General features: G+C 62.2%; 16 protein-coding genes and 2 tRNA genes. 9 read left to right on the top strand and 9 right to left on the bottom strand.

Going from position 1 to position 26933, the window contains the following annotated elements; all coding sequences use genetic code 11:
- The first annotated feature begins 72 nt into the window (after positions 1-72).
- The 4 genes from BGC09_RS16580 (at position 73) to BGC09_RS22970 (ending at position 1426) form a co-directional block, all read left to right on the top strand.
- A complete protein-coding gene (locus BGC09_RS16580; protein ID WP_069805349.1) occupies positions 73-387 on the top strand; it encodes a hypothetical protein in 315 nt (104 codons plus the stop codon).
- Between the two features lie 334 nt (positions 388-721).
- Positions 722-812: transfer RNA gene (locus BGC09_RS16575), tRNA-Ser, on the top strand.
- Between the two features lie 131 nt (positions 813-943).
- Positions 944-1032, top strand: a tRNA-Ser gene (locus BGC09_RS16570).
- Positions 1033-1285: 253 nt separating this feature from the next.
- A complete protein-coding gene (locus BGC09_RS22970) occupies positions 1286-1426 on the top strand; it encodes a hypothetical protein (RefSeq protein ID WP_176728955.1) in 141 nt (46 codons plus the stop codon).
- A 535-nt stretch (positions 1427-1961) separates the two neighbouring features.
- Here the strand turns inward: BGC09_RS22970 and BGC09_RS16560 are convergent.
- The 3 genes from BGC09_RS16560 to BGC09_RS16550 all read right to left on the bottom strand — a co-directional run bounded on the left by BGC09_RS16560 (position 1962) and on the right by BGC09_RS16550 (position 7363).
- Positions 1962-2954 carry a hypothetical protein gene (locus BGC09_RS16560; RefSeq protein ID WP_069805347.1) on the bottom strand — a complete coding sequence of 331 codons (993 nt, stop codon included), beginning with the start codon at positions 2952-2954 and terminating at the stop codon, positions 1962-1964.
- A 211-nt stretch (positions 2955-3165) separates the two neighbouring features.
- Positions 3166-5622 (bottom strand): DUF4129 domain-containing transglutaminase family protein, encoded by a 2457-nt coding sequence (locus BGC09_RS16555; RefSeq protein WP_069805346.1) that lies wholly within the window; start codon positions 5620-5622, stop codon positions 3166-3168.
- A 379-nt stretch (positions 5623-6001) separates the two neighbouring features.
- Positions 6002-7363, bottom strand: coding sequence for an MFS transporter (locus BGC09_RS16550; RefSeq protein ID WP_069805345.1), 1362 nt, complete (start codon positions 7361-7363; stop codon positions 6002-6004).
- Between the two features lie 238 nt (positions 7364-7601).
- Between BGC09_RS16550 and BGC09_RS16545 the strand changes: the two genes are divergently transcribed.
- The gene (locus BGC09_RS16545; RefSeq protein ID WP_218104078.1) at positions 7602-7913 is read left to right on the top strand and encodes a GlsB/YeaQ/YmgE family stress response membrane protein; all 312 of its coding nucleotides are present in this window, start codon (positions 7602-7604) and stop codon (positions 7911-7913) included.
- 317 nt (positions 7914-8230) lie between these two features.
- Here BGC09_RS16545 and BGC09_RS16535 read toward each other — a convergent pair whose 3' ends face one another.
- On the bottom strand, positions 8231-8770 hold the full coding sequence (locus tag BGC09_RS16535) for an adenine phosphoribosyltransferase (protein ID WP_052890092.1): 540 nt from the start codon (positions 8768-8770) through the stop codon (positions 8231-8233).
- 432 nt (positions 8771-9202) lie between these two features.
- On the bottom strand, positions 9203-9679 hold the full coding sequence (mscL, locus tag BGC09_RS16530; RefSeq protein ID WP_218104077.1) for a large conductance mechanosensitive channel protein MscL: 477 nt from the start codon (positions 9677-9679) through the stop codon (positions 9203-9205).
- Between the two features lie 350 nt (positions 9680-10029).
- Between mscL and BGC09_RS16525 the strand changes: the two genes are divergently transcribed.
- The 4 genes from BGC09_RS16525 to BGC09_RS22965 all read left to right on the top strand — a co-directional run bounded on the left by BGC09_RS16525 (position 10030) and on the right by BGC09_RS22965 (position 19601).
- Entirely contained in the window at positions 10030-11481 is a 1452-nt protein-coding gene (locus BGC09_RS16525; protein ID WP_069805343.1) for a DNA polymerase Y family protein, read from the top strand.
- Between the two features lie 206 nt (positions 11482-11687).
- On the top strand, positions 11688-14531 hold the full coding sequence (locus BGC09_RS16520; RefSeq protein ID WP_069805342.1) for a DUF4012 domain-containing protein: 2844 nt from the start codon (positions 11688-11690) through the stop codon (positions 14529-14531).
- Positions 14532-14850: 319 nt separating this feature from the next.
- Entirely contained in the window at positions 14851-18537 is a 3687-nt protein-coding gene (locus BGC09_RS16515; protein ID WP_084659019.1) for an AAA family ATPase, read from the top strand.
- An 893-nt stretch (positions 18538-19430) separates the two neighbouring features.
- On the top strand, positions 19431-19601 hold the full coding sequence (locus BGC09_RS22965) for a hypothetical protein (RefSeq protein WP_156025447.1): 171 nt from the start codon (positions 19431-19433) through the stop codon (positions 19599-19601).
- A gap of 304 nt (positions 19602-19905) precedes the next feature.
- Here the strand turns inward: BGC09_RS22965 and BGC09_RS16510 are convergent, their stop codons facing one another.
- The 4 genes from BGC09_RS16510 to BGC09_RS16495 form a co-directional block, all read right to left on the bottom strand.
- Positions 19906-22995, bottom strand: a complete 3090-nt coding sequence (locus BGC09_RS16510) for a GAF domain-containing sensor histidine kinase (RefSeq protein WP_069805341.1) — start codon at positions 22993-22995, stop codon at positions 19906-19908.
- A 458-nt stretch (positions 22996-23453) separates the two neighbouring features.
- A complete protein-coding gene (locus BGC09_RS16505) occupies positions 23454-23894 on the bottom strand; it encodes an HIT family protein (RefSeq protein ID WP_084659017.1) in 441 nt (146 codons plus the stop codon).
- Positions 23895-24157: 263 nt separating this feature from the next.
- Positions 24158-26482: an LUD domain-containing protein gene (locus tag BGC09_RS16500; protein WP_141727828.1), complete on the bottom strand. Its 2325-nt coding sequence runs from the start codon at positions 26480-26482 to the stop codon at positions 24158-24160.
- Positions 26472-26933 (bottom strand): LutC/YkgG family protein (locus tag BGC09_RS16495; RefSeq protein ID WP_069805340.1); only part of this gene is annotated, 462 nt, incomplete at its 5' end. The genes BGC09_RS16500 and BGC09_RS16495, both read right to left, overlap by 11 nt.

Here is a 26933-nt window from a genome sequence, read left to right as displayed (position 1 = left end):
GACCCCAACCTAACGGAGCTAGACAAGCTGAGCTGATAGCAGCTTTTCTCACTTGAGAGGAGACAGCGCACTATGGATAGACGAGAGTATCAGTTTGAGTATCAGCATGAGCGAGAGCCTGCCTGCGACGAGGAGCGCTCTCCGCTGGAGCAGTGGCAGCTGCCTCTGAAGGCCGGAGAGGCGGAGACGGAGGCTCTCGATCTCCTGCGCGAAGCCGGGTTTCTCCCCGAGGAGATTCAGCGCTTGCTGCAGCTGCGCCACCGCGTACAGAGCAGCGGGGAGATTCCTCCCTATCTCAGCGGCGACCCGCATCTGCAGTTCGCTCGCTGGCTCTATGAGCATGGGGCGATCGGCGAATTTTCGGAATCGCCAGAGGAGGCTTCTTGATCCAGGGCGGGCGGCACTCAACGGTCGATGCTTGCTCCCTCCTTCCCTCCCTAACTTCTGCAGGAACGCGGCAGAACAGGCGAAGGGGAGCTTCTCCGGCAGGAGGATCTCCTTCCGGAAGCTCCCCCCTGGTCAGTGGTGTTTTTCTTTTGGGATGGGAAGCCTTGCTACCTGCTGGCCTCTTCCTGCTCTCGTTCTCAGGTTTTCGCTGGCAACCTGACTGAAGAGGCCAGTGACAGCGCATAGCGCAAATGCCCCCACTGCTGGCAAGGTTCGCTGCAGTTGTGTTCTCCCCCCTTGTCAGCCGCCCGGGGAATGTGATATACTATGCGCCGGAGAGATGTCAGAGTGGTTGATTGAGCCGCTCTCGAAAAGCGGTAGGGTCCGAAAGACCCTCGTGGGTTCGAATCCCACTCTCTCCGCCAGAAGCAGTGACTCGCTGGCGCTCCCTTCGGCGAAGCGGGTCACTCCCATGTTGGTCTACCTGTTGACGCCGCTGTTGGGAGCAAGAGGAGGCTGCGTCGGCAGGTGAGTGACATGGGGGGCGGTTCTCCACGGAGGAGTCTCATAGTGGCCTAGTGAGCACGACTGGAAATCGTGTGGGGTTAACAGCCCCCGTGGGTTCGAATCCCACCTCCTCCGCCAGCCTAACCCGGTGAGCAAGAAAGTCTATCGTTGTGGGATGAATGGTACTACCATTCATCCCGCGTTTTTTTGGACAATTATCTGGATCCTGGTGTGATCATTGCTCGGGCGGCGGTTCTGCTGGCTTGCTGACCCGCTGCTCCGCGCTCGTGCCCGAGCGGCGCGGGCTTTTGGCGCGTGGTGAGAGTGAGTGTGGAGTGGGCAGAGGGAGTGGTGGGCAGAAAAGGGGCTTCTGTCGGCTCAGGGTCTGGTGATGGAGTCGGTGCAGCTGAAGGCGTGGCTGTGGGGGCGGGCGGTGAAGGAGAGGGAGAAGGCGCAGGCGTCGGTGTCGGTGTGGGTGAAGGCGGTGTGGGTGAAGGAGAAGGCGCGGGTATCGGCGTTGGTGTGGGCGTAGGAGAGGGTGCGGGGGTCGGCGTTGGGGCTGGCGTTGGTGAAGGAGAAGGCGCCGGTATCGGCGAGGGCTGTGGTTGGGGCGAAGGCGATGGAGATGGTCGAGGCCGTGGCGTAGGATGTGGTTGAGGGTGGACCGTAGGCGTGACCACAGGCAGGGCCGTTGGTCCCGGCTGCGGCATGGTTAGGGGACTGCTGCAGGGAGGAAACGGCGGAATATTCAGCTTGCTTTCTGGCTGGGTGGAACCAATCTGGACCGGCGGCGTCATGCTGGGTGGGAGGGGCACCGTCATGGTGCTTTCGCCAATGTGCCCCTGCGTCTGAGCTGCCAGTGCTCCCTCTGCTGGAGATTGGGAGGGGAGCGACCGACTTTGCTGATTACCCAGCCAGATCGGCAGACCAAAGCTTAGCAGGATTGCTAGCGCTAACAGCGTGAGCAGCAGGAAGCGCAAAGCACAGCCGCGGTTCCACAGGGCCATCACCGTATCCAGCATGCTGATGCTCGCTCCTCTCCTCTTCTCTGCCTCTACCTGGCCACTCTAGCGCGTCACCGGCTCGCTGCCGGTGCGCTGCTCTGGCTGGCGGGCCTCATGATGGGGATTGGCCTCTTCCTCATCCTGCTCTTCTAACTCAACGCTCATCAACGTCGAGAGCTGGCGCTCCTGCTGAAAGCGCCATAGCAGCTTCTCCAGGCACAGCACGCATTCCAGGGGGCGGCGCATTGTAAACAGCTCGCGGCGCCGCCAGTGATCGGCCAGGAAAGCCACCCCGTTCCGCTGACGGCTCACCTGCAGCAAATGGTCGTAGCCAAGCAGAACCTGACAGCGGCGCCCCAGATAGATCAGGCGGCGATCGGTGAGAATCAGCAGGCCGTGGTCACGTACAGCCTCTTCTGGGGGGGCAAAAGGACGGAGCTGCTCATTGCAGAGGGTGGCCTGGCAGCAATAGTAAGCGCGCTCTCCGTAGGCCAGGCGAATGGGAACCTGGACAGGCGGTAGCGGGTCCTTGAGTGGGAAGCGCCGTCCGGGTTGCCGGGAGAGCGTGGCCTCCTGGCGCCGCTCGCGCTCCTCCTGGAGGCGGGCCCGGCGGCGCTGCAACAACTCGCGGCGAGCCATCTGCCAGCCTGTCGGGGCCAGTGCCCGCATGAGGGCAGTCGGCGTTTCCCTGGCGGCCAGGGGGATAGTCGTCTCTGCTGCAGCCGGATCAACATTCGCGCCCACGCCCGCGCCTGCGCTCTCGGTCGGACCTGGTTCATGGCCAGGGGCTGCCAGCAAGCGCGCCCGCGGGCAGGTGCGCTGCAGATAATCCACCATCTTGCGCACATCCTCCACTGCCGCAATCCCGCGCAGAATCACGCGTTGCTGACCAAAGGTCAACTCCAGGCGAGCCGAGGGCAAACCCAGCAGAGAGCGATAGACCGGGCGAATCTCGGTCAGGTGACGCAGCTCGTAGACCGCGCCGTGCACCCGCAGATGATCGGGGTAGAGCTGAAAGAGTCGGCCCCAGCCACAGGTTCCTTCCACAATTGGCACAGGCGGCGCCTGTTCCTCATCCTCAGAGACGTCAACCTGGTTTCTGCCTCGCTCAGATCTCCTCTCCACTTCCACTTCCTCAACCACCGTTCTCGTTACTACTGCTTTCAGCGCACTTTCTATTTGGGAGAACGTTTTATTCGATCTTTGGTAACATAAGACGGTAAATTTATCTCTCTTAATCAAAGAAGAGAGAGAGGAGGTGGCGACCTCAGCCCAAGCGACGCAGCCAGAGACGCAAGAGAGCGCGGCGCAGAGGCGGCCACAGGCGTTCCAGCTCGTCGGACCTGTCGGAGGCGCTCACTGGCTCGTAGGGAGGGGCCCAGCGCTCGCGTACGAATAGCTCGGTCAATCGACGCAGCGGGAGGGCGGCTTCCGGCATAGCGCGGCTCAGGCGGGCGCTATACTCGTACGGTGTCTGCCAGGAGCGTGGTCGGAAGCCGGCCAGGCTCGCCAGGCGGCACAGGCGCCAGAAGAGTCGAGCCACCGGGCTCAGCTGAGCGGCGAGCCGACGTCTCCTGCTACGTATGCCAGTGAGCAGCAGGAGCAGCAGGCCCAGGCCCGTGGAAGCCAGCAGCGTCAGTAGCAGCCAGGGGAAAGACAGAACCTGCTGGAAAGGGCCGCGGGGAGCCTCGGCGCGGTGATCGCCTGCTGGAGGCGTGACGGAACCTTTCTGATTGGGCTGGCTGCCCGCTGTAGTAGGGGTGCCGTTGGATGCAGAAGGCGACGACGAAGGGGTTGGGGTTCCCGAGAAGGCCGGACCGAGAGCGAAGCCGGGCGTCGGATCGAAGTCGATCCAGCCCTGGCCTGCAAAGTAGACCTGGACCCAGCTGTGGGCGTCGCTGCCATTCACCACCCAGACCTGGCGCCCGGCATCGAAATGGCCCTGGCTAAAGCCCACCACGATGCGTGCTGGCATGCCCAGCAAGCGTGCCAGCACCACCATCGCGCTGGCATAGTAGGTGCAATAGCCTGTATGTGTCTGGAGCAGCCAGCTCACCACATCGGTATGCGCGGGGATCGGCGGATTATTGATCGAATAGCTAAACTGGCGTGGATCGCTCAGGTGGCTCTCCAGCTGTTGCATCGCCTCAAAGGCATTGCTTGTCCCTCGCGTCCACTCCAGGGCCGTCTGCATCAGCTTGTGGGGCAGGCTGGCTGGCAGCTGCAGATAGTCGCGTTCCAGAACAGACAGGGCCGGATCGCTCTGCCAGTAGCCCGGATCTGCCGAGAGCAAAGGAACGCGCGCCAGGGCCGCTGCATCGATCTGCGGCACGCGCACCAGCACCGTGTAGCGCTCATCGGGATAGAGGGGCGCCTGCTGAGCCCAGGCGCTCACCAGACCTTTGCCGTAGATCACGACTGGGACGCTGAAGCGAGCCGGCTGCGGCGGGGCGAACAGATAGTGATGCTTGCTCTGAGGAACCTGGAGCAGGTGGATCTGCGCACTGACCTGCCGGTAGTGGCCGGAAGCCGTATCAGCCGGTAGCGGTTGACCCGCAGCGAAGCGAGTGGCCGAGGTCTGCGTGCTCGACGTCCAGCTGTGCCCATCGAACTGGTTATAGGTCACCGCCTCCAGATAGGCCGGGGCAGCGCTGCCACTATATTCCAGCACACTCCCCACTGGCAAAGAGACCGAGCCGCTGACCGTCAGGCGATCGCCGAAGAAAACAGTGGCATCTAGCGAGGGCACCTGGGGGGATGGCCCTGAGCCAATCAGGCGCTGATGAAGGAGCTTGCCAACCAGAGCGTCGACATTTTGCCACAAGTGGCTTCCCCAGCCTGGTTGCATGAGCGGAGGGAGAAGCAGCGCAGGCAGCAGGGACACAAGCATGAACAGGGAGGTCAGCGCCAGATTACGTCTCAACAAGGAGCGCAGCCAGGAACGATCGGCGGTGAGGCCCAGGCTATGCCAGTCGTCGAGCAGCGTCGCCAGATGCAGGCGACTGATCAGAAGCAAGAGCGCGCCGAGCATGACTGGCAACAGCAGGGGAGAAGCCTGGCGGCTATACTGGAGATTGACCAGCATAATCGAGCAATAGGTCAAGGCTACCAACCAGGGCAGACGTGCGCGATAGGTCAGCCAGCTTCCCAGGTAACCTAAAAAGAAGCTGAGGAAGCAGAGGTACAGCAGAAAAATATGCTCACTGGAAACCACTGCCAGGCCAGGCCCGCTGCCGCTGCTCAGCACTGCCTGGAGGTCGTTGAGCAGCATGGTCCAGGAAGTATGCAGGGCGGCGCCCGCCGTGAGGGCAAAAGCCAGCCAGTAGCCGAAGAAAAAAGCTGCAAGATGCAGCAGCGGCTGAGGCAATGAGCGGCTCTTGGCCACCAGGAAGCCGGCCAGCAGGCCCAAAGGGGCGCTCCAGAGCAGAATCCAGGTTCCGGCCACCCAATTGGCCGAGAGAACCGCCAGCACCAGAGCAAAGAGCGCAATGGCCACCAGCCCCAATGGCCACCAGCCTTCTGCGGGTACCAGTGCGAGCCTGGAGGAGCGAACTGGCAGTGGTGTGGCAGGGGCAGCAGACCTGGAGACCGTGGGTGTGTTCGCCAGCGTTGGACGGAAGCCATTGACGCTGGCCCCCCTCCTCGCCTCTGTCCCCACCGCCCAGTGCTCTCGCTCGTGAGCAGCCTCTGCAGGAGGAGAAGAAGCGGCCTGACCTGGTTTCATGACAAAATGGCTCCTGATCCAACGAACGCTATCCCGGCTCGATCGGCAACGGCCTCGATGGATGCCAATGGTAGAACCTTCGTGCCCTAAATGACTCCGTTCTCTCTCCCGTCCTCTACCCGAGCCAGAGGAACGAGAAAGTACTGCTCTTGCGAGCAGCAAGAGAAGAGAAAGGCATCTGCCTGTTACAGGCTCCTTTCCCTCGATGAACCTTTCCTAATGATACCCTAAAATTGGTGTTCCTGTCACCGTTGGCCGCAGAGCAACAGGAAGAAACTCTCTCTGGCCGACCGCCTCCGAGCGGTGCGCCAGCCTGTCCCGGGTCCCGAGAGCGGCGGCGAATTTCTGTAGCTCCTTGCCTGCCCGGCTGGCCCTTGCCTTAGCTCAGGCGCGCAGACCGCCGTCCAAAGGCCGCCAGGAGCAGACTGGCAGCGATCACCAGACAAATAGCCGCAAAGAGAAAGGCGGCGGAGAGATTGACGGAGGTCTGTAACCAACCGGCCAGAGTTGGCCCCAGGCTATAGCCAATACTCCAGGTTACCGAATAGAAGCCGCTCAGCGTGCCGCGATAGCGTGCAGAGACTTGCTCCATTGCAAAAGCTGTATAGACCGGCTCGATCAATTGGCGTAGAAACGAACGTATGTACTCGCCGAGTACAGCGATCAACATGATGGGAGAATATCCAATCAAGAGCATTAGCGGGGCGCTGATATACATCACTGTTGTGATAATGCCGATCTTGCTCCAGCGATGCACGAAGAGCGGGGCCGTCAGCGAAAAGAGGCCGCCGGCCAGGCCAGAGATCGTAAAAATCAGCCCGAGTGGTCCTGGCAGCAAAGAGAAGCGCAGCACAAAGAAGAGCTGGATCAGGGCAACGACAGCCCCCTCGCCCATATTGAAGATCAGGTCGGGCACCAGGAGCTGGGCAAAGACCGCCAGAGGGAAGCGCTCCCTCTGCTCTGCAGGGGCAGACTTGTTGGAAGGTGGTGGGGCCGGGGCACCGGTTGCCGGGGCTGTGGTGCGGCGAGAGGCTCGCGGCGGCGTAGGTTGTAGCAACCAGAGAGGCAAGCCGAAGAGCACGCTCACCAATGAAGCGCTCAGCACACCCCAGCGCAGAGCCAGAACACTGTTTGCGCTCACCTGCAGCAGGCTGGCTGCCAGCTCGGGAATAGCGCCGCCGAGCAGATTGCCCAGGGAGCCAACGCCCAGGAGCAGAAAGCTATTGAGGGCCAGCACTCCCACGCGCCGCTCCTCGCTGGTCTTCTCGATCAGCAAAGGAATGTTCGTCACCCAAAAAGCGGTTGAGACCACTCCCTGGAGAAAAGCGGCCAGCAGCAGGAGAGGGGCCGCGGAAGTCAGGCCGATCAGCGCCAGAAAGAGGGGTGTCAACAAAGCCGAAGCCAGGAGGACAGGCTTATAGCCCAGCCGATCGGCCAACATCCCGCTAGGGACCGCACTGACCAGTGAGCCGAGAGCTGGCATGGCGCTCAGCAGTCCAATAAAGTCCGGTTGGTAGCCCAGACTATGGGCATAGTAATTGATATCGAGCGTCCCAATGGTCAGCTGAAAGCCCTTGCCGAGGGTGTAGAACAGCAGTAGATAGACATCGCGGGGAAGCTGCAACCAGGTCAAGAGCTGCGGCCTGCCGCTCTGGTTCCCCTGCGGGTTGTCTGCTGGCCCATCTCCCATGCTATCGGCAGAGTGAGCGGTATCCTGAGAGAGATCGGGCCTGGAAGACATCGTCTGCGACTCCTGTCGTTCTCATACGTAGAGCGGAATGGAGAAGAAAAGCAAAGGAAAGAGCCATGCCTTCGTAGGGTATCATATCCGCGAGAGGCGTGGCAACCGTTGCCTGGGGCCAGTGAAGTGCACCAGCCCGCGGAGCAGGCAGGGCATTCTGGCCGGTTGTGAGTGAGCCTGCGCCGGCCTGCGGTACCCGGCAGCGCAAGACATTGGCAGAAGGAGAGAAAGGCCTTTCATGATGGATGGAATTAGCTTTCACCCAGGTCTGGGACACGTTCACCTCTATCCGGGCGAGCTGCTCGCCTGGTTGTTGGTCGGACTGATAGCTGGCTTCCTGGCGGCAAAGCTGGTACGTGGGCAAGGAATGGGGTGTCTGCTCGACATCTGTGTTGGGTTGGTAGGGGCTGTCATCGGCGGCTTTTTGATGAGCCTGCTAGGCATCAACGAGACCTTTCACTTTCTGGGGACGACGCTGGTCGCTTTTCTTGGGGCCTCCCTGCTCTTGCTCCTCGTTGAACTCATCGCTGGCGGGAGACGCTCCATCTGATAGCGAAGAGCGCGGCGAGCGTAGTCGTTAGCAGTTGCGCCTGCTCAGAGAGCCAGGCAGGAGAGGACGCGGGGGAGTGGGCTGAGAGACGCAAGGCAAGGCGCGTAGGGAAGAGGCACAGCGATCCTCCAGGAGTGGGAGCGGAGGCGGCTGGGAAGCGCCCGGGCTCCCCACTCCACTCGTCCGGTGACCTTGAAGCAGGGTGAGCGGAGAGAAGAAGAGCGTAGGCAGGGGTCCCTGGCTCCGCATCTCACAGTCCTGGGTGCTCCTCTCCGCTCCGGCCCGGCCCGGCCCGGCTGGCTCGTTCCCCTCTCTCCCTAATACTTGATCAGGGCAAAGACATCGTAGCCCTTGAGGCGCTCACGGCCCTTCAGATAGGTCAGCTCGACCAGAAAAGCTATGCCGGCGATATGGCCGCCCAGCTTCTCGACCAGCTCCATTGCCGCTGAGACGGTCCCGCCGGTGGCCAGCAGGTCATCGACGATCAGCACCCGCTCGCCTGGCTTAATGGCGTCGGTATGCATCTCGACAATATTGGTCCCGTACTCCAGAGCGTACTCCACGCTGACCGTCTTCGCTGGCAGCTTGCCGAACTTACGCACTGGAACGAAGCCGCAGCCGAGCAAGTAGGCCAGGGGGGCGGCGAAAATAAAGCCTCGGGATTCGACGCCAACGACGGTCTGAATGCCCGCACCGGAGTAATGGGCTGCCAGGCGATCGATGGCGGCGCGGAAAGCCTCGGGATTTTGCAGAAGGGGGGTAATATCGCGAAAGAGCACGCCCTTCTGAGGGAAATCGGGAATATCTCTAATCCAGTCTTCCAGCCGTAGTGGCCCCGACGCAGATGACGATGACATCCTAAGCGCTCCGTTTCCTTCCTCAACAAAGAACTAAGTCAGGCCGCCTCTCCAGGGCTTGCGGGCCTAGCGAATCCACAACTGGCCTAGCACAGAAGTGACCAGGCCACGCCGGTCTACTGCGCCGTTCCCTTCGCGGGCCAGCAGAGAGAGTAACCCGCTCTGCTCGCGGCCAGGCCGCCACTGGGTTGGCCTGACCCAGACAGGCGCTTCTGTCCCAGCTTTGGCCCTCCTCTGACCTGGCGTTTGCCTGATCACACGCTTAGCATTGCCCTCGGATTCCGTAGATTAGTATAGCACGAATCTCCTGCCAGGCGAGGAAGGAGGCAGAAAATACTCCCTTCTCAAGCAGGGCAGAAAGAGATTCGGCTCAGTTCCCTGCTTGCTTGCTCATGTTCACTGGCTGAGCTGGCGAGCAGGAAAGAGCGTGTGTCAGGAGCCAGCCACCGAGGCTGAAGAAGGCTCACTGTGGCCCAGCTCTGAGGTGCAGTAAGCGCAGCGACGGGCCCCCACCGGGATGCTGCTCAAGCAATAGGGACACTCGCGGGTGGCGCTCTCCTCCGGCACACCCTTCTTGTGGCGAGCCATCAGCTTGCTGACTGGTAAAACGATCAAGAAATAGAGCACTGCCGCCACAATAAGGAAGCTGACCGCGCTGTTGATGACGGTCCCGAAAGCAAAACGACCGGCGTTCAGACCTGAAAAATCGAAGCCGCCGAAGAGGCCGATCAAGGGGGTAATCAGGCCGCTGACGATGGCGTTGACCAGGTTAGTGAAAGCGGCGCCGATGACGATACCAACGGCCAGATCAACCACATTGCCGCGCAGAATAAAGGCTTTGAAGCCGCCCAAGGTTTCTCTTGCCCCTTTGCCCACTTTGCTGAAGGTCTCGTTCTGAAGCATAGACATCGTGTCTTACCCTCCAATCTGAGCGTGCGCAATCTACCGCATCTGTCAAGCTGCCAGCGCTCGCTGCCGCTAGGGCAGGAGACAGGGAAGCTGCCTGGTGCAGGCGCATCCGCCTCACGAACAGCTTACCATATTTTCTGGCGGAGCTGAACGGGGTGAGGGGACAGCTTTCGCAGGGCACCAGCCGCATGCTGCGAGGTGAGGAACCCGGTCCCACAGAAGAGCTTCCCGGAGCTAAGGCCCGTCAAGAAGCCAGGGCAGATCAGCCCGGCTGGAGAGACGGGCTGGCAACAACCCATTTGTAGCGTATAATCTAAACTGGGAGAGGTTAGTTTGAGCAGAAGGCTACTATGGAGCACGATCAGTCAGGGACGTTGAATCCGTCAATCCTTGGTGACGCGGCAGCGCAGCGCCCGGCGCGTGGGCCACTGGGGGCGGCCTCGTCGACAGAGAAAGGGGCAGTCTCGGAGCAGGCCCGCCTGCGTCAAGGGATCATGCATGTCCGCATTCGGCACTTCTATTGTACGCTGGAGGAAATGGCCAATCCCTCGCTGCGCGGCCTGCCTTTCGTCGTAGGCACCGGCACAGGGCGCCCGAACGAGCCGGGCCGCGTCATCGACGCCTCCCCTGCCGCGGTGCGCCTGGGCATTGTCCCTGGCATGCCCTTGCGTCGGGCCTATCGTCTGGCCCCGCGCACGCTCTTCCTGCCGGCCTCCTACGAACGCTACCAGCCGGTTTTGCAGCGCTTACGCGAGCGCTATCGAGCCTGTTCGCACATCGTTGAGTCTGTCCCTCTGGCCGATGCCTTTATCGACCTGAGCGGCAGCCCTCAGCCCGTCACCTCGCCAATTCTCCTGGCGCAGCAGCTCAGCAGCGAGATTGCCGCCCTTGGCCTGACGGCCCTCATCGGCATCGCCAACGGCAAAACCATTGCCGAGCTGGCCGCGCTTATGAGTCGCAAAGACGGGCGTCAGGGCATCCTCTATATTCCACCGGGTCGTGAGGCCTCCTTTGTGCAATCGCTGCCCCTCTCGCTGCTGCTCCAGCTGCATGGCAGCGAGCCTGGTCCCCTGGGTGGGCGCGAGGGCGAGAGCGAAGGAACGGGCCTACGTGCGGGCAGCTCCGAGTTGGAAGGCCGGGGCGAGCGCCTTGATCTTGAAGCGCTGGCCGAGCTGGTTGCTCACCTGCGCGACTTCGGCATCACGACCTTTGCGCAGGTGGCCCCCCTCTCTCCCGAAGGACTGGAACGGCGCCTGGGCCGTCTGGGGCGCTGGCTTCACCAGCTGGCTCGGGGTGAAGACTACAGCCTGGTGATCCCCGATGCGCCGCCACTGAGCCAGAATGCGCGCATTCGCTTCCAGCACGCCGCCGATGCCGACGAAACCTGTGCGGCGATCCACAAACTGGGCGGCTATCTGGCCGGACGTCTGCGCGAGCAGCGCCTCAAAGGGCGGGTAGTGGCCCTGCTCCTCTGGCCGGCTCGTCCCCGCCGAGATACGCGCCATCTGCTCTTAGACGAACAAGGCGAGGAGGCCATGCTGCACGAGGGCGAGGGAGCCATCGGTGGACAGATCACCCTGGAGCGTCATACCGATGAAGCAGATATTCTCATCCATCATTTGCTGATGCTCTTCGCCCATTACCATCGCTCTGGGACGCGCTACTTGCAGGTCCTCGCGCGCATCGGTGACATCATCACTGCTGCCACCCCTTACTATCCGCCCGCCGCCCGCGCCCGCGGCAGACCAACGCGGCGCCTGGATCTGAGCACACGTAGACTCAATGGCGAGCGCCAGGGTTGACCCGCCGCTTTGGGTGACTGGTTCCCGGCAGAACAGGACCCCTGATGGAAAAAGCAACACCGCCTGTGCGCCATACGTTATACTCAGGGAGAGAGGAAGCTCTCTGATCCTTCTGACCACGCTGTCCAAAAAGCCTATCACCAGTATCTGATAATAGACTCGTATATATTGAGATCAAGCTCCCCAGGGTTCTTCTGAGGTAATCCATGTCTGATATGCTTATCAATAGCGATCATCCAAAGCGCGAGGAAACAGCGGATCAGCTCAATCCGCAGGAGAAGCCTGTCCTGAGTGGCCCTCTTGCCTCCCCGGGGACGGAGGAAGGAGAAGGGGCGCGGCCAGCGACAGAGGTGAGCAGTCTGGCGGACGAAGACACGATCAAAATGCAGAGTATGGCGGAGGCCAGGGCCGTGGAGCAGCGTGCCAGCGATGAGGCGCGGGCTGCCATCGAGCGAGCGGCTGCAGCCTGGTCCTCCCTGCTGCGGGCCGGGCCGGCCCCGGTTGCCTTTCCCGGAGCGCTCCCAGACAGTACTGACAAGCCAGGGCCAGAGTCAGCAGCGCCTGAGAGCAGAGCCGTCGAGCGTAGAGAGGAAAGGCGCCAGGCCGCCCTCAGCGAAGCCGAGACCCTGCCGTTGGCCAGCGCTCCCGCGGCGGTGACCCCGGCGGCCTCTCCACTGGCCGAGGCCGAAACGCTCCCTCTGGCGACTCCAGACATAGCTACACTGCAGGAAGGGCGGCAGGCCACCCAGCTGGGAGCACAGGAGCCAGTTCCCCAGGATCAGCCACCACAAGAGGGAAGGGTGGTTCACGAAGCGATGGGGAGACGGCGCCGTTCCGCCCGTGGTCTGCGCCCTCCCCAGTGGCCAGGACGCCTCTGGAAGCAGGCGCACTATGGGACAGGGAAGCAACGCCTCAAGGCCCTTGTGCTCCTTGTGATCCTTTTGCTCGGTATCGCTCTGCCCATTGTCAGTGGGCTGGCCGTAGGACTGCAAGCCTATCTGACCTATAGCACCCTTCGTGGAGAGGCCTCCGCGGGCGTTGAGCACCTGCTGGCCCTCAAGACCATCTTCAACGGGGCTAAATCCCATCCATCCAGTCTCTTCGAGGCCAGCAAACTGAACCAGGCTGCCCAAGAGCTGCAGCAGGCCCAGCAATCCTTTACCAGAGCACGCGACACCATTGACCACTCTGCCCTCATCCACACTGTTATTTCGCTCTTTCCGCACTATCAGCTGCAGGTCAGCTCGGCCCGAGCTGCGGCTCAGATCGGCGTAGACGTCAGCGTCATTGGCCTCAAGCTCATCCCAGCGGTCAGGAGCCTGGCCCCGCACTTTCAGGGGCCGCTCCTCAGCGATTCGAGCAAACCACTGGTGACCCAGGACATGCTCACTCTCCTTGGACGAACCATAGACGACATCATGCCCTCATTGCGAGACATCGGGACCCAGAGTCAGGGCCTCTCGCTGGAGGCCCTGCCCCTCAGCAGCAGTCAACGGCAGCAGGTGCAGCAGCTCCTGCAAATGCTACCCATCCTCCAGCAGAGCCTCGGCCAGGCGCGCCAGCTGCTCGACGCCGCTGGCTGGTTATTGGGAGTAGACAAGCCGCGCACCTATCTGGTGCAGACAATGGATCGCTCTGAGCTACGGCCATCCGGCGGCTTCACCGGCCAGTATGGTGAGCTGACCATCAACGCGGGCCGCATTGCGCCCTTCTCGCTCAAAGACATCTCCTTCGTCGAATACACCTCTGGCAGTCCGACCCTGGGTCAGCTAGCCCCCGAGCCGTATCGCTCCTGGTGGCCCTTTGCCAACTGGGGGCTACGCGACTCCAATCTCTCGGCGGACTTCCCCACCACAGGGCAGCTGGCCATTGAGACCTATCAGCGTGAGGTAGGGCGGCACGTCGACGGAGTCATTGCCCTGACCCCCTTCTTCATCGAGCACGTCTTGCAGATCATTGGCCCGATCACCGTGCCGGGCTACAACGAGACCATCACTGCTCTCAACCTCGAAGATCGCCTCCACTTCTACCAGCTCGACAGCGAGGGGGTGCGCAAGCAGCAAATCGTCCAGCATGTCGACGATTCCGGTCAGGCGCGCAAGCTCTTCACCTCGCGCCTGGCTCAGACCCTGCTCGACCATGTACGTCATGCCCCTCCTGATGAGATCCTGGCCATTGCCCATGAGGCCCTCTACGACCTCACGACCAGAGACATCGAAATCTATGTCACCGATCCGCACGTCGAGCAGCTGCTCATCCAGTACGGCTACGGAGCGCAGATGGACCGCTCGACCAGTCACGATGGCCTCTCTATTGTGCAGGCCAACCTGAACGCCACCAAAGCCTCGCAGTATGTGCGGACCCTCATTCACGATGTTGTAACGCTGGACGCCAATGGCGGAGCCACCCACTATCTCCAGCTCCGCCTGGCCTACACCGATACCGGGCCAGTGTATGGCTACGACACCTATCGCGACTACGTACGCATCTACGTCCCGCCCAACAGCAAATTCTTGAACGGCGACGGCTTCGACAGCGGCATTCCTCTCTGCGGGGGGCCACTGCCGGCCTGCAACGCGACCGTCGTCTATCCGCACGACGAGCTGATGTGTCCAGCGGGGCAATATCAGCCGGGGGCAGCCTCGCCGACCCTGAGCGACGAGAACCCGGGCGACTGGCACCCGCTGGACAAGGTGGGGCCACCGACCAACACCGTCAGCGACGTGCCGGGGCGGGCCATGTTTGGTGGCTGGGTCGTGGTGCCCAAGAACTGCACCATGACCGTCACCCTCTCCTGGTATGTGCCTCCTCTCAATAAGGGACACTATTCCCTGCTGGTCCAGCGTCAGGCGGGCACCTACCCGGAGCTGGATGTCACCATTCTGCCGCCTGATCCTTGCAGCCAGCTCAAGCTGGCCGGGACCCACGTCGATACTCTCTTGACCAGCGACCTGCTCGTCACACCGCGCAGCCTGTCAGCTGGCGGCAGCCAGGGCCACGGGCAAGCGGCAGATACCCAGAGCAGCTGCTACCCACGCCTCGGCGTATAGCCGCTGCCCACTTTACTTCAACTCCAGGCTTGCTCACCGGCGACCGGCACAGCAGGCGCTTCCTCTCCACGACTGAGGCGCCCCTGCCGGTGAGTAAGCCTTGATCACCGTAACGTCTCTAAAGTGCTGAAAAACTTGACCAATCATGCAGTATGTAGTATGCTCGTTCTACAGACAGGGCAGAGAGCCTGTATTGGAGTGGCGAGAAGACGAAGAAAGCTCCTGTTGCCAGCGGCTCATGCTTGGGATATACTGCTCTTGCAGTAGGTTGTATTCTCAGGGCTAGCTAATCTGGGAAGATAGTAGAAGAGAAGAACTCATGGAATTGCCGGCGCTCTTGAGTATCATACGCACTGAAAGCGTCTATCGTTTCCGGCTTGACCTGCCTGAGTATTCTGCCAGGGAAGGTAGCAAGGAAGGGCGCGACTACGTCACGGAGATCACCCCTGAGCTGAAAGAGCGGCTCAGGCGCAGTTTGCAGGCCGTGACTCAATACATGCAGACGCAGGCTCTGGCCGAGAGCAAGCGCCAGACAATGAAGCTGGGCGCGGTCAACGATTCGGTACAGGCTCTGGGGCGCTTTCTCTTTGAGCAGTTGCTGCCATTGCCGTTGCAGGAGGCGCTGCGGCATCTTGATCTCCCCCTCGTGCTTGACACCAACACCCCCGAGATCCCCTGGGAGCTTTGCTTTGATGGGAGCATGCGCCCAAGCTCCTTTCTCTGTCAGCGGCTGAGCGTGAGCCGCCTGGTGGGCGAGGCGCGGCCAGAGCGGCTGGCGCCGCTAACGGAGCGGGTGCAGCGCAAAATGGGGAGGCGCGACCAGGCGGGTCTCTCCATCCTCTTCCTTGTCAATCCGACGGGTGAGCGCAGCGTGGCGGAAGAGGAGGTAGCCGCGTTGTGCACTGCCCTGCCCGAAGCGATCGGGCGCACGATCCTCTATCGTCAGCAAGCCAACCAGCTTGACATGCGCATGCGTATCAGCAGCGAGCCGCCGCAGGTCATTCACTATGCTGGTGTGGGGCCGTTACTGGTAGCGGGCGAGCCGATGCTGGCTCTGGCAGGCAGCTCGCGGCTCGACGGCGAAGCGGCGGCCCAGCTCTTTCAGCTCTTGCCGCGGCGTCCCCTGGTTTTTATCAGTCACTACGAAGGCGAGCGCTCGGGAGGGCGTGGGGGGAGTGGGCTGCCTGCGCCGGGCGTGGGAGTGGGGCCAGCCAGCCAGCCAGAGCGTGAGGAGCTACTGCAGCGCCTGGCCCGGCGCCTGATCGAAGCCGGGGCGGGGGCGGTCGTCGTCCTGCGCTGGCCTCTGCCGACCGCGCGCATTCGAGAGTTTGCCGTGCTCCTCTATCAGGAGTTGAGTGATGGGGTAGCGATTGGCGAGGCGGTCAGGCGCAGTCGTGCCGTGCTGGCCCAGCGTCGGCCTGAGCAAGCAGCCTGGATTTCCTTCCAGCTCTACGGTGACCCGCTGTTGCGTTTGAGCTTTGGTCTGCCCGAGCGCAATCCCGCCGACTACGTCGATATCTTTGAAGAGGAGGAAGAGCCACTGATCCCCTCGCTGCCATCTTCGTCACACGCCCTTGACCGGCGCTTCCTCGAGGAGGTGCTCAGCATCGCCCTGGCGGAAGCGCGGCGCATGCGCAAGGACTATCTGGGGACGCCCCATCTCTTCATCGCTCTGACCAAGCTTGATGGAGGCTGTACCCAGGATGCCCTGCGGAGCCTCAATTTCTCGCCCAAGCAGGTGCGCGATGTCATTCGTAGCGCCCTGGGCAGCGGCAAGGCCACCAGCGACACGCCGATCCTGCCAACGCGGCGCTGTAAAGAGATCCTGCTGACTGCCGAGCGCAATGCCATCAGTGCCGGTGCCACCATGATCGACGAACGCGCCATTGCGCGCGCTGTGCTCAGCGAGGGTGATGGCGTGACTCACAACCTGCTGACTCAGATCGGCATCAATCCCGAGCAACTGATTGAGTTGATCATGGCGAGCGAGGCCCATGCCCTGCTAGAGCTGGCTCCTTCTGCGGAGCCGCATCAGCCGCCGGCGGTGGAGATGCCAGCGGGCTTCAGCCTGGCCGAACCAGCGCCACGGGCCGGCAACTCGCTCCTGGAGCGCCTGGGCCGCGATCTGACGCGCCAGGCCAGCCTGAAGCAGCTGCCTCCGCTCATTGGACGCGAGAAAGAGCTGCGCCTGCTGATGCAGACCATGATGCTCAAGGATCGCAACAACCCGATCCTGATTGGCGACTCGGGCGTGGGGAAGACGACCATTGTCGGGGGCCTGGCCCAGCGCATCGTCGAGGGCCGGGTGCCACCGGAGCTGCGCGGCAAGCGCCTCATCGAGCTGTCCGCCAGCTCACTGGTAGCCGGCACCAAGTACCGCGGCGAATTTGAGGAGCGGCTGCTCAAGGTGCTGGAGGAGGCGGAGAACAGCGGCAACATCATCCTCTTTATTGATGAAATGCATCTGCTGATCGGCACCGGACGCGCCGCCGATGGCAGCATCGACGCCGCCGGCATCCTCAAGCCGGCCCTGGCCGGGGGCCGTCTGCGTTGTATTGGGGCCACCACCCCGCAAGAGTACCGCATGATCGAGAAGGATGCAGCGATGGAGCGTCGCCTGCGTCCAATCATGATCGAAGAGCCGTCTCCGGAGGAGGCGCTGCAGGTCCTGCGGGGGATGCGTGAACTCTACGAGCAGCATCACCATGTCAGCATCACCGAGGAGGCCCTCCAGGCCGCCGTCCATCTCTCGGTCCAGTATCTGCCCAACTTGCGCCTGCCCGACAAGGCCTGCAGTGTCCTGGACGAGGCTTGCTCGCAGGCGCGGGTCTTCTGGGTGGAGGATGAATCGATCGAGCAGGACAACCGCGATGAGCTGGGCGAGGAGCCGGTGATCACGGCGGCCACGGTGGCCGAAGTGATCTCGGCGCGCACCGGTATCCCGGTGAATGCGCCGGGCCGCGAGGAGCGCGATCGCCTGCTCAATCTGGAGAGCCGGCTGAAAGCCCGCGTGATCGGTCAGGACGAGGCCATTCGGCGCGTGACCCAGGCGATTCAAGTGGCGCGGGCCGGCTTGAAGCCGCGCAATCGTCCCGCAGGGGTTTTCCTCTTCCTGGGACCGACGGGTGTTGGTAAGACCGAGCTGGCGCGGGCTTTGGCTGCCGAGGTCTTTGGCTCCGATGAATATCTGATCCGTGTGGATATGTCGGAGTACATGGAGAAGCATGCCGTCTCACGCATGGTCGGCGCCCCACCAGGCTACATCGGCTACGATCAGGAGGGGCAGCTCACTGGCAAGCTGCGCCGCCGTCCGCACTGCGTTGTCCTCCTGGACGAACTGGAGAAGGCTCATCCCGAGGTCTTTGATCTCTTCCTGCAGGTCTTCGACGCCGGACGCCTGACTGACGCTCAGGGACACACGGTCGACGCCCAGCATGCTATCTGGATTATGACCTCCAACGTCGGCACCGATATGCTGGGGCGCTCGCTCCCAAGCGGCTTCCGCGCCGCCAGTAAGACCTCTCTGGAGGAGATGCAGCGCGAGCAGCTAATGGAGCGCCTGCGCCAGACCTTCCGTCCGGAGTTTCTGAGCCGCATCGACGAGGTGGTCATCTTCCACCCCTTGACGCAGGAGCATGCGCGGGCGATTACGCGCCTGCAGATGAACGAGCTGGCCTCGCGCCTGCTGGAGCAGGGATTGACGTTACAGGCCGATGAGAGCGCCATCGATCTGCTCTGTAAAGAGGGCTTTAGCCGTACCCAGGGAGCGCGTCCGCTGCGTCGGGCCATCGAGCGCTTGCTGACCGTACCGCTCAGTTTGCGCATTTTGATGGGCAATATTCCTAAGCCAGGCGTCGTGCATGTGACAGCAGTCGATGGCCGCCTGGAGATCAGTGTGCGCGAACCGGGGGAGGAGCCGACGCTGGCCCCAACGCCGACGCCCACCGCCTCGACGTCAGAAGAGATGGCTATCGAGGCCGATGCTACCCCCTGCCCTGACCCTTGAGGAGCGGGCCAGGTTGGGAACGCATGAGAGAGAGCTACAGGGGCTGCAGGGAAAAAAGCAAAAGCAGTAGAGGAGTGAGCCGACACTCATCGCGAAGGCTGAGCATCGCAGCGATTCAGCACGGAGCGGGGCAAGTTCAGCCCGGCCAGAAGAGGCAGATATATAGCACAGCTGACCAGGGGCGGTAGCTAAGAGTGGTGTGGTGATCGTCTCACGGCTCGGAGCCAGTCGGCTTGGCCTGCAGGGCTGCGCCCGACTCAACGAGCCAGGGCCGGAACTCTGCGCTGCAGCCTCGCGCAGGGTCAGGCTCGACGGGCTTTCTGCTGTGGCACGCAGCAGAACACCACCGGAGCCTGTCCTGGGCTCCCCGGGCGCCGCGGCGCGGCGCGGCTCAACGGCCTCCGGTTCGGAACACACGGGCATGCTGGCCTGAAGGCGCCCGGCTCAACGAGCACGCTGGCACCCAGACGATCACCACTGGTGACCCGACACCACTATCTTTAGTTTACTCCCTCCCACTTCATGCTCACTTTCCTCTCACTTGCCGCCCGCTTGCCCGGAAGATCCTTCTCCAGGCACGTTCTCCCGCTTTTTACTGTGTGCTGTTGCGCAAGCTGCTCGCATTGTCGCTCTCTGCTCCTCACCAGGAAACTGCTCGCCGAGAGGCCCGGCTAGAGAAGATTGGGGCGCTCTTACATAAGACAAGATTCTGGCTGAGCTTTCTGCCCTGAGAGAGGGGAGAGGCGGAGGCCGCGCTGGTGTGGTATCATATAGGATGGCAATCCTCTCGAAGATCGGTACATGTTGGCCCTCCTCGCTCACGCTCAGAGTGCGCGGCGAGTGGTGCCGGTACCTGCCTATAGACCGCGGTAAGGAGGTTCTCTTTTTTTATCATGAAAGCAGTGAAAACACATGTGGGCCGCTGCGATACCTGCGGCGAGCCGGCAGCCTATGCTCAGCTACTCTCCGGTGGGCGGACCTTCCGCTTCTGCGAGCAGCATGTGCCGCCTCTGGTGAAGAAGCAGGCAGAAGCAACTGCTGCCAGGGAAGAGCAGAAAAAGTAAGCGAGTGCGCGAGGCTGGTGCGGGCGAGTGAGTGGGGCAAAGTGAGTGGGGCAGAGCGGTCAACCTGGCGGATTGGATGATCTCAGAAAAGAAAAGAGGGAAGGGCCTGGGGAGAGCTTGTTGTGCCCTTCTCTGCTCCCTGCCCATGCCTCCCTCAGCGCGCCTGAAGAGGAGCCTGCTCTCTCGTTCCCCTCTCCCTCGACGCCCTACAAGCGAGACGGGTGCTATAGCCCATCCGTAGGAGAGAGAGGGGGGCACCCGGCGGTAGTGCTACTGTGATCCTGGCGATGATGTGGCCTGGCGGCTACTCCAGATGCTGAGCTGGCTGGCTAAGGCCGTTACCCATCAGGGGTAGCTCGATAGTGAAAGTTGCTCCCTCCCCGGGCACGCCGCTGCTCTCCACCCAGATTTTCCCCCTCATCGCCTCTACCAGGCGGCGCGAGATGTAGAGACCAAGACCAGAGCCACGAACCGGGCTATTGACGTCGCTCTCCAGGCGTACAAAGCGCTGGAACAATTTCGGCTGATCTTCAGGACGGATACCCTTGCCGCGGTCGCTGACACTAATCAAGGCGCAGGGTCGTAGCGAAGCGCTATCCAGCGAGGCGCGAGCGCGGAAGGTGATTGGCGTCCCAGGTGGCGAATATTTGATCGCATTCATAGCCAGGTTGCGCAAGATCTGGCGCAAACGTACCGGGTCGGCCTGTACTGCCAGATCGGGAGGAATATCCAGATAGACGATCCGCTCCTCCTGGGTAAGCTGCGGCTCCATCATATCGACGACGCTCTGCACGATATCCTCAACGGCCACTGTTTCGATATGGGCCGGGCGAATGCCGGCATCGACCTCTAGACGGCTGGCATCCATGACGTTATTGAGCAAGAGCACCAGCTCATCGCAGGCCAGGCGCGTCTTATGCAAGAACTCGTGGCGCTGCTCAGGAGAGAGGACCTCATCATACTGGGCCAGCAGCTCCAGATAGCCCTGAACGGCAGTCAAGGGGGTACGCAGCTCATGGGAAGCTGTGATCATGAACTGGTCCTTGAGCTGGTCTAGTTCCTGCAGCTGCTGGTGAGTGGTGCGGAGCTGCTGGTAGAGTGTGGCATTGGTATAGGCGACGGCTGCCTGCTCGGCGAAGCCCTGAGCCCGCGGCAGATCAGGAAGGCCCAGGGGCTGGCGTTCCTGGGTGCCTGGACGCAGAGAGCGGGCCAGGACCAGCAGGCCGACAGCGACGTTGCGTGAGAAAAGAGGGGCCAGGATCGCCGTTGGCACGTAGCGTCTGGCGAGCATCTCGCGCAACGAGAGGGCGCGATGCATGCGTTGCCGCCGTGGTGGGTGTGGTGGCCAGGCCGTTGCCCCCACGGCAGCGGCCCGGGCCTGGAGCGCCAGCGAGACAGGCGGCTGCGGTGGATCAAGCTGGTAGAAGTGGGTCAGCGGCATCAGCATAGGCTGGGGCGAGGCCAGGGCCTGGGCCTCGTACTCGTGTTCGTAGATCACCGGCCACTCGCTCAGCTCGCTTGATGGCTCGCCGGCGCTGGCCGCAATGGCCTGGGGGAGCAGGCAGCCGTGCTGGTCGGGAGTATAGAGCAAGACATAGTCGGCATCGAGAGCGTTGGCGCCCTCACGGCAGATAATCTGATGAATCTCCGTTGGCTCGACAATGGCCGAATTGAGGCGGGTTGCAATATTAGCCAGCGCCTGGGCGAAAGCCTCCTGCTCGCGGGCCTCCTGATACAGAAAGGCATGTTCGAGCGCGGTAGCGGCCTGTTCGGCGAAAGCGCGCGCCGTTGTCTTCTGCGTTCGTGAGAACGAGTGATCGGAGCGGCTGCAGAAGATCAAATTCGCCAGGTGTTTCTCTTGGTAGAGCAGGGGCATCACCAGGCTCTGGCGAATACCCATGTGAGTATACCAGGCCAGCAGCTCCTCGGGCAGGTGCTCGGGTGTTATGACGGGCCAGCCTACTTCCAGCTCGCCTGGCTGGAGAAGCGTACAGACATCGAGGCGCTGTCCTTCAAAGCGCCAGAGAATCACCTGCCCGGCAGGTCGAGCGGCCACATAGACCTTCACACTCGCTGGCATCTCAGGAAAGGGAGCCTGCTCCTGAATGAGAAGCAGCGCCGCCTCACAGCCCAGGGCTGCGGGGGCCAGGCTCACGGTGCGCTCCAGCAAGGGATTCAGCTCCAGAATCTCGTTGAGCTGGGCTGTCAGCAAGCGCAGGCGCTCAGCCTCCTGCCGTCGCCCCTCGCGCTCGCGCAATAGCGCACTGTTCTGGCGATCGGTCAGCAGATAGCGTAGAAAAAGGCAGATGGCCACCGCTGCCGTCAACGTATCGAGGAAGGCGGCCCGAACGCCATCATGGATGAGACTGGAATAGAGCGTCAGGACAATCTCGATCGTGAACGGCAGGTAGATCAACAGACTCTGGAAGAGCAGCACATGGTCAGCAGGGTAGTCGTTCGCCGGAGATTCCTCTTCGGCTCTGGCGTGCCTGGCCGCTCCCCGGGCCTGGCTGAGATCCCAGACTGGGGCCTGGTGGTGGTAGGCGTGCTGGGCGAGCATGGTATATTGCCAGGAGGCGTTCAGGCCCAGCAACGCAAAGAAGATGAGCCAGCCGGTATCGACGTAAGGCGTCCCAGAGACGTAAGCCTGGTGCAGCACTAGATAGCAGTACCAGCTATCGGCCCACAGTAAGGAGCCGGCGCCGACAGTCAGGAGCAGCCGCGAAGGGCGCAGGGGCCGCTCCACTTGAGTCAGTGTCAGCAGCATCGCTCCAGTGAGCACGAGCAGCAGGTCGAGGAAGGGATAGCTAAGGCTGATCGTCAGCGTAGCTAAGTCGATGCCACTGTGGCGCAGCATCGTGTAGGAGGGACCAACCAGAAAGAACCAGATGATACCCAGCAGGCAGAGGGTCGTAATCAAGGAATCCAGCAGAATCAAGAGAATAGCGCGCCTCAGCTTGAAGCCGCTCAAGATGAAAAGCTGACTGCTGGCCACGAGCAGATAATTGAGCAGGAATGCAACATCGGCCACTGATGGCACAGTGTTGGCCTGTCCTGTCCAATCACGATAGAAGTAGAGCAGGCCACCCAGGGCGTCGAGCAGCAGGGCGATACTGACGAGCGACCAGGCAAGCTGGTAGCGAACGGTCAGGCGCAAAGGACCATAGCGGCTACGCCAGACGGTAAGGGCGGCCTGGGCAGCGGCGCCCAGGGCGCAGAAGCTGTACATGGCATCGGCGAAAAGGGCGGTAACCTGGCTGCCTCCCAGGCGCAGCGCCATCCAGAGGAGGCTCAAGAGAACAGTGAGGGCTGCTGCTCCCGCTTCCAGGCTGCTTTCGCGGTAGAGCTGCCGAAGGTAGCTGGGCGTTAGACGCTTCGTGACAACCGTTCTCATCGCTTGTCCCTGCCATCCTGGCTTGCTAGTTCTCTTCCGAATCTTGCCAGCCCACATGCTCGCTCGCCTGTCGACGAGCCGACAAGGCTAAGGCCGGTCAGGAGATTGACCGTGACAGGCTTCAGCTTGCGCGTGGCAGGCCAGGGTAGAGAGTAGGGATGAACATAGTATATCATAGATAAATTTAAGTGGCGCATTTTTTCGAAAAGGATGAGGAACATTGCGCCAACAGAGGAACAACTGATCGGGTTATTTACGGCACTGGCCATTTGCTGGCAAACCACGATCTATTATGTGGAAGAGACAGCAAGGAGAGAGAAAATGGCAGCTGTCTGACGAGAGGGAAAACTGAGGGGCAGACCAGGCTTTGATGGGGCCTGCCCAGCTCCAGCGGAATGGAGACCGGGCAGGGTAGAACGGTGCTCAGGAGCGCGGCCTCCTTCCTGGCTCAGTGAAACTTAGCAGGGATGACCCTGCTGAGAGAGCTGGGCATGGAGATCTGCCGCCAGCCGCTCCAGCTCGCTGCGCTCAGCCGGGCAGCCCTCCCAGCGCAGGAAGACGCGCCCCAGGGCCATATCGTGAGGGAAGCGAGGGAGCAGGTGAAGGTGGAAATGGCGCACGCGCTGCTGAGCAACCTGGCCATTCGCCTGAACCAGGCTCAAGCCGGGGCAGTTGCTGGCACGACGGATGGCGCGAGCCACGTGCACGGTGGCCTGAAAGATGCGAGCGGCAAGCTGGTCGTCCAGGTCGTAGATGGTCTCAACATGCTTGCGCGGAGCGACCACCACTTTGTAGGGATTTGGCTGCTCTTCACTCAAAAAGGCCACTACCTCATCGCTCTGGTAGACAAAGTTGGCCTCCATTTTCCCACTGATCATCTCACAGAAGATGCAGCTCACGGCTGACCGCCTTTCCCACAACGCCGGTCTGGCCAGGCGTTGCGTTCCAATTTCGCTAAAAAATAGTGACTGCTTCTGAGAGGAGAGAGCGGGCTTGAGAAGAAGTATGCCCGCTCTCGCTTCACTGCATTAACAGTATACTCTGCAGGTCGTTGTAATGCAATTGCGCGCGCGGCCCAAGACCAGCAAGGCCGTTCCCGCCGGCAAGCCCTTGCTCACCAGGAGAACGGCCTGGGTGCTCTTTTTCATCCTGGCAGAAGCGGCTAGGGGAGGTACTCAGCCACCAGTTGGGCCAGGTGCAGCACGCGCAGGGGGCGGCCATTGGCGTCAACCCCGCCCCGCAGATGCATCAGGCAGCCTGGATTGTCGGAGACCAGCAGCGTGGCTCCAGTCTCTTCGGCGTGTCTCAGCTTGTTTGAGAGCAGGCGCTCGGCGATCTCTGGATGCTCGATCGAAGTCGAGCCGCCGAAGCCGCAGCAGACGTCGGAGTCCGTCATCTCACGCAGCTCCAGGCCGAGCACATCGCGAATAATCTGCCGGGCCTCTGTGCGCAGGCCCAGGCAGTTGCACGACTGGCAAGAATCGTGGTAGGTCACAACGGGGGCCGTTCCAGGGGCGGGACGGCGCAGGGCTGGCAGTCGCTGCTGGGCCACCAGCACCCGCAGCAGGAAGCTGGTGAAATCCATGATGCGCCCGGCCAGTGCGCGGGTGCGGTTGAGCCAGCTCTGGAGCTGGAGGTCCTCAAAGAGGCGCAAGTAATCCTGGATGAGGGTCACAACGCAGCTGGTTGAGGCGCAGACGATATAGTCAGCCCCACTCTCGTCGAGGGCGTGCTCCAGCATGCGCACAGTCTGCCTGGCCATTGCCAGGCCGTGCTGGCGATCGCCCGAGTTGAGGGCTGGCAGGCCGCAGCAGTGCTGAGCGCGTGGGAAGACCACGCGCAGACCGCAGCGCTCCAGGATCTGGATGACGGCCTCGCCCATCTCAGGATAGAGGCGATCGGTCATACAGCCGGCGAAGTAGCAGACCGTCATCTCCTCGGGGCGGTGCCACTGTTGGCCGGCTGCTGCCAGATTGGCGCGAGACCCAACGCGGTCGCGCAGGGGGCGGAGCGCAAAGGCGGGCAGACTGCGCCAGCGCGTCAGCCGTGCCAGCGGGCGCACGCCAGGCAGGCGCTCAAAGAGGCGCAGATAGCGGTAGCGCACGTAAGGCGTACCCAGGGTAGCCGGCCACTGGCCGAGGGCGGCCAGGCGCGTAAGGAGGCCGAAGAGGCGTGGACGGGCCAGGGTTCCGAAGATGAGGCGTTTGAGCCAGGGCAGACCCTCGCTGGCCACCACGCGGCTGCGCACGTCTAAAATGAGGGATGGCAGAGGGATTTCCACAGGACAGACAGTCTCACAGGCGTTGCAGCTCACGCAAAGGCTCTGCGGGCCGCTGGCGGCCTCCAGGCCATGATGGAAGGGCGTCACCACCAGCCCGATGGCGCCGCTGTAGATATAGCCGAAGGCATGGCCGCCCACCTGCTGATAGGGCGGGCAGATGTTGGCGCAGGCCGCACAGCGAATGCAGTGCAGGGCCTCGCTGAAGCGCGGGTCGGCGCGCATGGCGCTGCGTCCGTTGTCCAACAGGACGATATGGACCTCTTTGCCGGGCCTGTCTGGTCCCGTAATAAAGGTCGTATAGCTAGTCATGGGCTGGCCCGTGGCGCTACGGGCCAGCAAGCGAATCTGCGTAATGGCGTCGGCGAAAGTCGGCAGGAGCTTATCGTAGCCGGCCAGCACCACATGCACTGGTGGGAGCGAGGTGACCATGCGCCCGTTGCCCTCGTTGGTATTGAGCATCACTGTGCCGCTCTCGGCGATAAGGGCATTGGCGCCGCTGATGCCCATGCCAGCGGTCAAGAACGCCTGGCGATGCTCGCGGCGAATGACTGCTACCTGCTCGGCCACATTCTCGCGCGAGATCTCGCGTCCGGTAGCGCGACTGAGGACCTCACCCACCTGTTGGCGGGTCTTGTGAATGATGGGCATCACCATATGCGAGGGGCGTTCATGGTCGAGCTGGGCCACCCACTCACCCAGGTCGGTCTCGACAGCCTTGATGCCGCGCTCCTCCAGATAGTGATTCAGCTCGATCTCCTCGCTGACCATCGTCTTTGACTTAACGACCAGGGTGATGCCCTTGCGGCGGCACAGTTCGTAAATATAGCGGTTGGCATCCTCGGCGCTGCGGGCCTCGTAGACCACGGCGCCGGCGGCTGTTGCCCGCTCCTTGAAGCGGGCCACCAGCTCCTCCTGATGGGCGATGGCCTCGTCCTTGGCGGAGCGCAGGCGCTGGCGCAGGTTGGCAAAGCTGTAGTCGGAACCGTACTCTGCCTCCGCCACCTCAAAGAGCGCCTGACGCGACTGGCGCCAGCTCGGGGCAAAGCGTTCCAGAGCGCGATGCATATGCTCATCCTCCAGGCCACGCTGCAGGCGCTCCGCGAACGGGGGCAGAGCATGAGCATCGTGGACTGCCGAGGCAGGTTCCGTAGTGCTCCTCTGAGTGGCGAGAAGCTGGAGATGTGCAGACTGCTCTTTATGGCTCATCGGACTTGTCCTTTGCCTCCTGAGTAGAAAGAGAACGATCACCGGGCGCGGGGCTGGCGACCACAATCACGCAGAGCGCACGCGGCCCCTGCACGCCGATCGTCAACGTACGCTCGATATCGGCGGTCCGGCTGGGGCCAGTGACCAACGAGATATAGTGTTGCTGCTGGGGACCCGGGCGAGTGAAGGTCTGAAGCAGCGTGGCCGCCTCGTCGAGGAGGGGAACCAGCTGCCCGGCGGAGACGAGGACGAAGTGGGTCAGTGTCAGCATCCCCACGATGCGCGCCGCCAGGGCATTATCGGCCAGAAAGACCGAGCCGGTCTCGGCGATGGCCAGGGCGGCGCAAGAAAGGCCAGCCGGGGCATCAGCGACACGCTCGGGGGCCTCCGCCTCCTCCAGACGAATGCCCCGCGCGCTCAGGAGCGGCAGGATGGCGCCCCAGGGTTGGCA

This window comes from Thermogemmatispora onikobensis (genome assembly GCF_001748285.1).
Classification (GTDB): domain Bacteria; phylum Chloroflexota; class Ktedonobacteria; order Ktedonobacterales; family Ktedonobacteraceae; genus Thermogemmatispora; species Thermogemmatispora onikobensis.
Note: the sequence above shows the minus strand (reverse complement) of the source record. Positions and strands in the feature narration are given on the sequence as shown.

Bases quoted from the DNA above. Each gene is read 5' to 3' on its own strand.
- BGC09_RS16580 (WP_069805349.1), top strand. From the start codon at position 73: ATGGATAGACGAGAGTATCAGTTTGAGTATCAGCATGAGCGAGAGCCT.
- BGC09_RS22970 (WP_176728955.1), top strand. From the start codon at position 1,286: ATGGAGTCGGTGCAGCTGAAGGCGTGGCTGTGGGGGCGGGCGGTGAAG.
- BGC09_RS16555 (WP_069805346.1), bottom strand. From the start codon at position 5,622: ATGAAACCAGGTCAGGCCGCTTCTTCTCCTCCTGCAGAGGCTGCTCAC.
- BGC09_RS16550 (WP_069805345.1), bottom strand. From the start codon at position 7,363: ATGTCTTCCAGGCCCGATCTCTCTCAGGATACCGCTCACTCTGCCGAT.
- BGC09_RS16545 (WP_218104078.1), top strand. From the start codon at position 7,602: ATGATGGATGGAATTAGCTTTCACCCAGGTCTGGGACACGTTCACCTC.
- BGC09_RS16535 (WP_052890092.1), bottom strand. From the start codon at position 8,770: ATGTCATCGTCATCTGCGTCGGGGCCACTACGGCTGGAAGACTGGATT.
- mscL (WP_218104077.1), bottom strand. From the start codon at position 9,679: ATGTCTATGCTTCAGAACGAGACCTTCAGCAAAGTGGGCAAAGGGGCA.
- BGC09_RS16525 (WP_069805343.1), top strand. From the start codon at position 10,030: ATGGAGCACGATCAGTCAGGGACGTTGAATCCGTCAATCCTTGGTGAC.
- BGC09_RS16520 (WP_069805342.1), top strand. From the start codon at position 11,688: ATGTCTGATATGCTTATCAATAGCGATCATCCAAAGCGCGAGGAAACA.
- BGC09_RS16515 (WP_084659019.1), top strand. From the start codon at position 14,851: ATGGAATTGCCGGCGCTCTTGAGTATCATACGCACTGAAAGCGTCTAT.
- BGC09_RS22965 (WP_156025447.1), top strand. From the start codon at position 19,431: ATGAAAGCAGTGAAAACACATGTGGGCCGCTGCGATACCTGCGGCGAG.
- BGC09_RS16510 (WP_069805341.1), bottom strand. From the start codon at position 22,995: ATGAGAACGGTTGTCACGAAGCGTCTAACGCCCAGCTACCTTCGGCAG.
- BGC09_RS16500 (WP_141727828.1), bottom strand. From the start codon at position 26,482: ATGAGCCATAAAGAGCAGTCTGCACATCTCCAGCTTCTCGCCACTCAG.